This window comes from Nocardiopsis rhodophaea (genome assembly GCF_039530945.1).
GTDB classification, from domain to species: domain Bacteria; phylum Actinomycetota; class Actinomycetes; order Streptosporangiales; family Streptosporangiaceae; genus Nocardiopsis_C; species Nocardiopsis_C rhodophaea.
Map to the genome: position 1 here is coordinate 278,983 of NZ_BAAAPC010000006.1, position 8,030 is coordinate 287,012.

The following is an 8,030-nucleotide window of genomic DNA, read 5'->3' on the forward strand; positions in this document are numbered from 1 at the left end:
GTCGCTCACGGACACCAAGCATCCCAGATCACGGTGGCAGCGCGCGCTCCGGCCCGGTCAGCGCCCCCACGTCGGCGGTGTTCCCCACCGGTGGCGGCCCCGGCGCCACCGCGGAGGGCCAGCGCTTCCGCGGAGGGCCAGCGCTGCCTGCCCCTCGTCCTGCGCGGCGTCTACACGCCGATGACCGCGCCGGACGACGTGATCCAGCAGCTCCCCGCGGCGGAGAAGGAGGAGTTGGACAACGCGCTGGCGCGCTTGCACGGCCTTGTCGACAGGGTGATCGCGGACGGCCCCGGCACGCCGGGGCCGTCCGTCGTGTTGGAGACGCTCAGGCGTCGCAGCAGCCGCCCGCCGCCGCGGGTTCGGCCGCCGGGACACCGACCTTGGGCATGCCCAGCAGTACGCCGGGCTCCTCCTGCTGCTGGCCGTTGCGCGCGGCCCAGGCGTCACCGGCGCGGGTGCGGCGGAGCGAGCGCACACCGGAGTCGGCCACCAGGTGGTGCGGTGCGGCGTAGGTGACCTCGACGGTCACGAGGTCACCGGGGCGAGGCGCGTTGTCGCCCTCCTCCGCCGAGAAGTGCACCAGCCGGTTGTCCGGTGCCCGGCCGGAGAGCCGGTGCCGGTCGCCGTCCTTGCGGCCCCCTCCCTCGGCGACCAGGACCTCGACCTCGCGGCCGACAAGCTTGCGGTTCTCCTCAGCGGAGATGGACTCTTGCAGCTCGACGAGGCGCTCGTAGCGCTCCTGCACGACCTTCTTGGGCAGCTGGCCGTCCATGGTGGCCGCCGGGGTGCCGGGCCGCTTGGAGTACTGGAAGGTGAACGCCGCGGCGAAGCGCGCCTCGCGCACGACGTGCAGCGTCTCGGCGAAGTCCTCCTCGGTCTCGCCGGGGAAGCCCACGATGATGTCGGTGGTGATCGCCGCCTCGGGCATCTTCTCCCGAACGCGGCGCACGATGTCGAGAAAGCGCTCCTGGCGGTAGGAGCGGCGCATCGCCTTGAGCACCTTGCTCGACCCGGACTGCAACGGCATGTGCAGCTGGGGCATGACGTTGGGGGTCTCGGCCATGGCGTCGATGACGTCGTCGGTGAAGTCGCGCGGGTGCGGAGAGGTGAAGCGGACGCGCTCCAGGCCCTCGATCTCGCCGCAGGCGCGCAGCAGCTTGGAGAACGCCTGGCGGTCGCCGAACTCGCTGCCGTAGGCGTTGACGTTCTGGCCGAGCAGCGTCACCTCGATCGCGCCCTCGGCGACCAGCGCCCGCACCTCGGCGAGGATGTCGCCGGGGCGGCGGTCCTTCTCCTTGCCGCGCAGGGCGGGCACGATGCAGAAGGTGCAGGTGTTGTTGCAGCCGACCGAGATCGCGACCCACGCCGCGTAGGCGGACTCGCGGCGGGTGGGCAGGGTGGAGGGGAAGGTCTCCAGCGACTCCTCGATCTCCACCTGCGCCTCGCGCCCGATGCGGGCGCGCTCCAGCAGGGTCGGCAGCGATCCGATGTTGTGCGTACCGAACACGACGTCGACCCACGGGGCACGGCGGACGATCTCGCCACGGTCCTTCTGCGCCAGGCACCCGCCCACGGCGATCTGCATGCCGGGGTTGGCGTCCTTGACGGGGCGCAGGTGCCCGAGGTTGCCGTAGAGGCGGTTGTCCGCGTTCTCACGGACCGCACAGGTATTGAAAACGACGATGTCTGCGGTGCTGCCCTCGGCTGCGCGCTGGTATCCCGCGTCCTCCAGCAGACCAGAGAGGCGCTCGGAGTCGTGGACGTTCATCTGGCAGCCGTAGGTCCGCACTTCGTAGGTACGACTCTGGCTCACCGTTCCAGGCTAGTTGCTTCACGGCCCCCGGTGATCCGCTGCCGGAGCCGGGCGGTTAAGCGACGGACCGAAGGGGGAAAGGCGCCCGAAACCCCCCTGCGCCCGATGTCCGGCCGCGGCGCCGCGCATGCGACCTGGTCATTACAGAACGTCAGAGAGTCGCGGCCCAGCGGTAACAGCCCGTAGCCCACCGATCCCATGACCACATCCGGACATAGGTGCGTTTCTGCACTGTTTCCCGCATAACGAATCCGCTACTAGCAGGGTCGACGCACCGACTTAGTGGTGACAAACACACGCGGCTGAAGCTAGGTTCCGGCACATGACCGCTACTTCCCTCGTCGTGCTGGAAAACGTCAACAAGCACTTCGGTGAGCTTCACGTGCTGCGCGACATCAACATCACCGTCGACCGCGGTGAGGTGGTCGTGGTGATCGGACCCTCGGGTTCCGGCAAGTCGACCCTGTGCCGGACCATCAACCGCCTGGAAACCATCGACACCGGCGTGATCAAGATCGACGGGGAGCCCCTTCCTGAAGAGGGGCGCGGTCTGGCGCGGCTGCGCAGCGACGTCGGCATGGTCTTCCAGTCCTTCAATCTCTTCGCGCACAAGACCGTCCTGCAGAACGTCACCCTCGGGCCGATCAAGGTCCGCAAGCAGAGCAAGGCCCAGGCCGAGAAGCGGGGCTGGGAGCTGCTGGACCGGGTGGGCATCGCCGACCAGGCCGAGAAATACCCGGCGCAGCTCTCCGGCGGCCAGCAGCAGCGCGTGGCGATCGCCCGGGCGCTGGCCATGGACCCCAAGGTGCTGATGTTCGACGAGCCCACCTCCGCGCTGGACCCCGAGATGGTCCAGGAGGTGCTGGACGTGATGACGTCGCTCGCCAAGGAAGGGATGACGATGGTCGTCGTCACCCACGAGATGGGATTCGCACGGCGCGCAGCCAACCGTGTCGTCTTCATGGCCGACGGCCAGATCGTCGAGGAGAGCACCCCCGACGCGTTCTTCACCCAGCCGACCACCGACCGCGCCAAGGATTTCCTGTCCAAGATCTTGACCCACTGAATGCGGGCCAGACGCCCGATCCCGCTCCTCCGTCACCGCGGCCGGAGCACGTCACAACGAAGAGGTTAGGGATCATGCGGATTCATTCCATCTCCAAGGCGACGGCCGGCGTCGCCGCTGTTGCCTTCGCGCTTACCGCGTGCGGCGGAGGAGACGGCGGCGAGGGCGGTGGTGACGGCGACACGATCACCATCGGCGTCAAGTACGACCAGCCCGGTCTCGGCCTGGAAGAGGGCGGTGACAAGCCCACCGGCCTGGACGTGGACGTGGCCACCTACGTCGCCAAGGAGCTCGGCTACGACGAGGACCAGATCGAGTGGACGGAGGCCGCCTCCGCCAACCGGGAGACGTTCCTCCAGCAGGGCACCGTCGACATGGTCGTGGCGACCTACTCGATCACCGACGAGCGCAAGAAGCTCGTCGACTTCGCCGGGCCCTACTACGTCGCCCAGCAGGACATCCTGGTCCAGGACGGCAACGAGGACATCACCAAGGCGGAGGACTTGGCCGGCAAGAAGCTCTGCTCGGCCTCGGGCTCCCGTTCCGCCCACACCATCACCGACACGCTGGAGATCGACGCCGAGCTGCGCGAGACCCAGAACTACTCGGAGTGCCTCCAGCTGCTCACCGACGGCCAGATCGACGCGGTCACCACGGACAACACCATCCTCGCGGGCTACGCCGCCCAGCAGCCCGGCAAGTTCAAGCTGCTCGGCCAGGAGATCCAGGAGGAGCGGTACGGCATCGGCCTGCCCAAGGGCTCGACCGAGCGCTGCGAAGCGGTCAACAAGGCGATCTCGAAGATGTACGAGGACGGTTCCGCCGAGAAGTACCTCGACGCCAACTTCGGTGAGGCCAAGTTCTCCTACGAAACGGAGCAGCCGGAGTTCGAGGGCTGCGCGTAACCACCGACCCGCATGACCGGCCGGGGACCGCGCGACGGTGCCCGGCGGTCGTCTTGACCGGCTTGGACCTATGGAAGCCTTCCTCAGCAACTACGAAGCCGTCATCGACGGCTTCTCCTGGACCGTCCGCCTGACGCTGATCAGTGCGCTGTTCTCGTTCATCCTGGGCATCATCCTGACGGCGATGCGCGTCTCCCCGGTGCCGCTGCTGCGCGGCATGGCGACCGTGTACGTCGAGGGCATCCGCAACACCCCCCTCACGCTGGTCCTGCTCTTCTGCGGACTCGGCCTCAACAGCGGGCTGGGCCTCAGCTTCGCCGAGAGCGTGGAGTGGAACGTCTACTGGCTCGCGGTGCTGGGGTTGTCGGGCTACACCGCGTGCTTCGTCTCCGAGGCGCTGCGGTCGGGCATCAACACGATCCCGTTCGGCCAGATCGAGGCCGCGCGCTCACTCGGGCTGACGTTCCTGCAGAACATGCAGCTCATCGTGCTGCCCCAGGCGTTGCGGTCCGTGGTCGGCCCGCTGGGCAGCGTGCTGATCGCGCTCATCAAGAACACCACCGTGGCGTCGGTCGCCGGGCTCGGGGTACAGGAGGCCTCCCGCGAAATGAAGCTCATGTTCGACCAGGGCGTCGTTCCGGTCATCCCGACCTTCATCGGGTTCGCGATCGGCTTCCTCATCCTCTGCCTGCCCACGGGCTACCTGTTCGGCTGGCTGGGCAAGCGTCTGGCGGTGGCACGGTGAGCGTTCTCGGACAGAAGCAACCCACCCGCCTCTTCGACGCGCCGGGACCCAAAGCCAGAGCCCGGCAGCGGATGTACAGCGTCCTGGCGTGTTTCCTCGCCATGGGCGTCGCCGCGTTCGTCTACCTGGGTTTCAACGACACCTGGGACGAGGTCATGGCCGCCCCCGGCCAGCTGTTCTCGGCCGACATCTGGCGGATCAACGACAGCGGCCAGTGGAGCGCCGAGAAGTGGGACCCGTTCCTGGACCCGGAGATCTGGTCCGACATGGTTCTGCCGGGCATGATGAACACGCTGCGCGCGGCGCTCGTCGCGGCGGTGCTCGCCATCGTCTTCGGCATCGTGTTCGGTGTCGGCCGCCTTTCGGACCACTCGTGGATCCGCGCGCTGTGCGGCGCCGTCGTGGAGTTCTTCCGCAGCATCCCCCTGCTGATCCTGATCTTCTTCACGCTGGCCTCGCCCCTGGCCGCCAACCAGCTGCTGGGGATTCCCTTCGGCACGTTCCAGGTCGACCCCCTCACCGCGGTCATCGTCGGCCTGACGCTCTACAACGGGTCGGTGCTGGCCGAGGTGTTCCGGGCCGGCATCAACGCCGTCCCCCAGGGGCAGGCGGAGGCCGCCTATTCGCTGGGCATGAACAAGCCGCAGGTGATGGGGTTCATCCTCATCCCGCAGGCCGTCACCAGCATGATGCCGGCGATCGTGGCGCAGCTCGTGGTCCTGCTCAAGGACTCCGCCCTCGGCTACATCGTGGCCTTCCCCGAGCTGCTGCGCAGCTTCTCGCTGATCGGGACGCGCTTCAACAACGTCATCCCGGCGGCGATCGTGTGCGCCGCCATCTACATCATCATCAATATCTCGCTGAGCCGCCTGGCCATGTGGCTGGAGCGTCGCAACGCGCAGCGCGGCAAGGCGTCGGCCGCTTCGGCGACCGCACCGGGTGTCCCGGATAGAGGACCGGGCGGTACCGCGGCCGCGGCGGAGGCCGAGCCGCCGGTCTCCGCCGACCGGGACGACTCCGGTGAGCCGCTGGAGCCGCGACGCTGAACGCCCCCGTGACGCGTGCCGCGCGGCGGTGCGGCCGCGGCACACCCCTCATGGCCCCCCGCGCCGGGCGCGGCGGGGCCGCGAGGGGTGGACGACGCGCTGCCCCACCCGATCACACCCCGGCAACAGATGTCCCCCGCCCACCTCCATTCGACATACAGACGACTAAGGTCGACATGTCATCCCAATCCCCACTCACGAGTGCGAAGTTCATCCATGACCGACCGAGTGACGGCCCCCTACGGCGCCTGGCCATCGCCGATCGTTGCGCGTGACGTCGCCCGAGCGGAGAAGCGGCTGGGCTTCCCCTCCGTCGTGGGCGAGGAGATCTGGTGGGAAGAGGCCCGCCCCGAGGAGGGCGGACGGACGACCGTCATGCGCCGGAGCGCCGATGGAACCGCAACGGAGCTCCTCACCGCCCCGTGGAACGCCCGCACCCGCGTACACGAGTACGGCGGTCGCTCCTACCTCCCGGTACCGCGCCGCGACGACAAGGCGATCACCCGCTACGGCATCGTCTTCGCGAACTTCGCCGACCAGCGGCTGTACCTCCTCGACCGGCTGTCGCCCGAACCGCGGCCGATCACGCCCGAGCCCGCGACCACCGGCGCGCTGCGCTACGCCGATCCGGCCCTGTCCCCCGACGGCAAGCGCGTCATCTGCGTCCAGGAGCGCCACGCCGAGGACGGCGGCGTCAGCCGAGCCATCGTCTCCCTCCCGCTGTCGGGCCGCGCCGCGGACGACCCGAATGCCGTTGTCGAACTCGTCACCGGCTCGGACTTCTACGCCTCCCCTACGCCTTCCCCCGACGGCCAGCACCTGGCCTGGGTGTGCTGGAGCCACCCGCGGATGCCCTGGGACGGCACGGAGCTGCGCGTGGGCACGCTCACTGGCACCGGCGTGACCGACGCCTACCTGCTCAAGGGAGGCATCACCGAGTCGGTGCTGTCCCCGGTCTGGCGGGACGACGACCACCTCTACTTCGCCTCCGACTGGCCCGGCTGGTGGAACCTGTATGAGATCGGGCTGACCGGCCAGGCCATCGCGCTCTACCCGGCCGAGGAGGAGTTCACCGGCGGGTTCGCCCAGCTCGGCGTCGAGCCCTACGTCCAGCTGGACGATGGCCGCCTCGTCGCCCTGCACGGCCACGCCGATCTGCGGCCGGGCGTGTACGACCCGGCCACGGCCGAGCTGACGGAGATCTCCTCCCCCCTCACCACCTGGGAGACGCTGGCCACCGATGGACGCACGGTCGTGGCCCTGGCCTCGGGGCCCGGCGACCCGCAGAGCCTCGTCCGGCTGGATCCGGACACGGGGCGCATCGCCACGCTGCGGCGGTCGCTGGACTCCGTGCCCGACCCCGACTACCTGCCCGCGCCCGAGGCCGTGACGCTGAGCGGGCGCTACGGCGCGGAGATCCACGCCAACGTGTACCCGCCGACCAACCCCCGCGTCACTGGGGAGGGGCCGGCGCCCTACATCGTGTGGGTGCACGGCGGCCCCGTTTCCCGCGCCACCACGCGCCTCGATCTGGCCAAGGCGTTCTTCACCAGCCGCGGCATCGGGATCGTGGACGTCAACTACGCGGGTTCCATCGGGTTCGGCCGCACCTACCGGCAGCGGCTGCACGGCCAGTGGGGCGTGCTCGACGTCGAGGACACCACGGCGGCGGCCCAGGCCCTGGTCGACCAGGGCGCCGCCGACCCGGAGCGGCTCGCGATCCGCGGCGGCAGCGCCGGAGGCCTCACCACGCTGCTCGCGCTCACCGGCGACACATTCGCCTGCGGCACCTCGCTATACGGTGTCACCGACCTGCTGCGGCTGGCCAAGGAGACGCACGATTTCGAGTCGCGCTTCCTCGACTCCCTGATCGGCCTCCTCCCGGGCTACGCCGCCACCTACCGCGAGCGCTCCCCGATCAACCGCGCGTCCGAGATCCAGGTTCCCGCCCTGGTCATCCAAGGGGCCGACGACCCGGTCGTCCCGCCCGCACAGGCCGTGGAACTCATCAAAGCCCTCGCCGACCGGAAGATCCCGCACGCCTACATCGAGTTCGAGGGCGAGGCCCACGGCTTCCGCGGGGCCGAGTCGCTGGAGCGCGCCCTGGAGGCCGAGCTCGCCTTCTACGGGCAGGTCTTCGGCTTCACCCCGCCGGGGATCCCCGTGATCGAGCTCGTCACCGAGTACGAGGAGCCGGAAGCGGCCGGGGACCTCGAACCGGAGCCCGCATCCGCCCAGGCGAGCGCCGAGGAGGACCCCTCCTGACCTCTCACCACCGCAGTCACCGGTTTCCCCGTTGATCTCGGCGATATCGACCGAATTCTGGCGGTGGTTTCTAGTGTTCAGTGCAACTTGTGTTGTCGCTGAATGCTAGGGGTGGATTGTGGCCCAACCGGGCGTCTTGACGCTGGGACACCGCCAGGTGCTGGAGAACATGTGGGGCCAGGGCGCC

Annotated in this window: 7 protein-coding genes; 5 read left to right on the forward strand and 2 right to left on the reverse strand. The window is 69.1% G+C overall.

Going from position 1 to position 8,030, the window contains the following annotated elements; genetic code table 11:
- Window positions 1-170 precede the first annotated feature (170 nt).
- Both ABD259_RS09225 and miaB read right to left on the reverse strand, forming a co-directional pair.
- The gene (locus ABD259_RS09225) at window positions 171-299 is read right to left on the reverse strand and encodes a hypothetical protein (RefSeq protein ID WP_344161480.1); all 129 of its coding nucleotides are present in this window, start codon (window positions 297-299) and stop codon (window positions 171-173) included.
- 29 nt (window positions 300-328) lie between these two features.
- Window positions 329-1,792 carry a tRNA (N6-isopentenyl adenosine(37)-C2)-methylthiotransferase MiaB gene (gene miaB, locus ABD259_RS09230; protein WP_344161514.1) on the reverse strand — a complete coding sequence of 488 codons (1,464 nt, stop codon included), beginning with the start codon at window positions 1,790-1,792 and terminating at the stop codon, window positions 329-331.
- A gap of 346 nt (window positions 1,793-2,138) precedes the next feature.
- Between miaB and ABD259_RS09235 the strand changes: the two genes are divergently transcribed.
- The 5 genes from ABD259_RS09235 to ABD259_RS09255 all read left to right on the forward strand — a co-directional run bounded on the left by ABD259_RS09235 (window position 2,139) and on the right by ABD259_RS09255 (window position 7,843).
- Window positions 2,139-2,882 carry an amino acid ABC transporter ATP-binding protein gene (locus tag ABD259_RS09235; protein WP_344103937.1) on the forward strand — a complete coding sequence of 248 codons (744 nt, stop codon included), beginning with the start codon at window positions 2,139-2,141 and terminating at the stop codon, window positions 2,880-2,882.
- 74 nt (window positions 2,883-2,956) lie between these two features.
- Window positions 2,957-3,787, forward strand: coding sequence for a glutamate ABC transporter substrate-binding protein (locus tag ABD259_RS09240; protein ID WP_344161483.1), 831 nt, complete (start codon window positions 2,957-2,959; stop codon window positions 3,785-3,787).
- Between the two features lie 70 nt (window positions 3,788-3,857).
- Window positions 3,858-4,532 (forward strand): amino acid ABC transporter permease, encoded by a 675-nt coding sequence (locus ABD259_RS09245; protein WP_344161485.1) that lies wholly within the window; start codon window positions 3,858-3,860, stop codon window positions 4,530-4,532.
- On the forward strand, window positions 4,529-5,578 hold the full coding sequence (locus ABD259_RS09250; protein WP_425573498.1) for an amino acid ABC transporter permease: 1,050 nt from the start codon (window positions 4,529-4,531) through the stop codon (window positions 5,576-5,578). Before ABD259_RS09245 ends, ABD259_RS09250 begins: the two co-directional genes overlap by 4 nt.
- A 216-nt stretch (window positions 5,579-5,794) precedes the next feature.
- Complete coding sequence (locus tag ABD259_RS09255; RefSeq protein ID WP_344161487.1) at window positions 5,795-7,843, forward strand: S9 family peptidase; 2,049 nt, start codon at window positions 5,795-5,797, stop codon at window positions 7,841-7,843.
- The last annotated feature ends 187 nt before the right edge of the window (window positions 7,844-8,030 follow it).

Excerpts from the sequence above, each read along its gene's own strand:
- ABD259_RS09235 (WP_344103937.1), top strand. The coding sequence starts at position 2,139 with ATGACCGCTACTTCCCTCGTCGTGCTGGAAAACGTCAACAAGCACTTC.
- ABD259_RS09240 (WP_344161483.1), top strand. The coding sequence starts at position 2,957 with ATGCGGATTCATTCCATCTCCAAGGCGACGGCCGGCGTCGCCGCTGTT.
- ABD259_RS09245 (WP_344161485.1), top strand. The coding sequence starts at position 3,858 with ATGGAAGCCTTCCTCAGCAACTACGAAGCCGTCATCGACGGCTTCTCC.
- ABD259_RS09255 (WP_344161487.1), top strand. The coding sequence starts at position 5,795 with ATGACCGACCGAGTGACGGCCCCCTACGGCGCCTGGCCATCGCCGATC.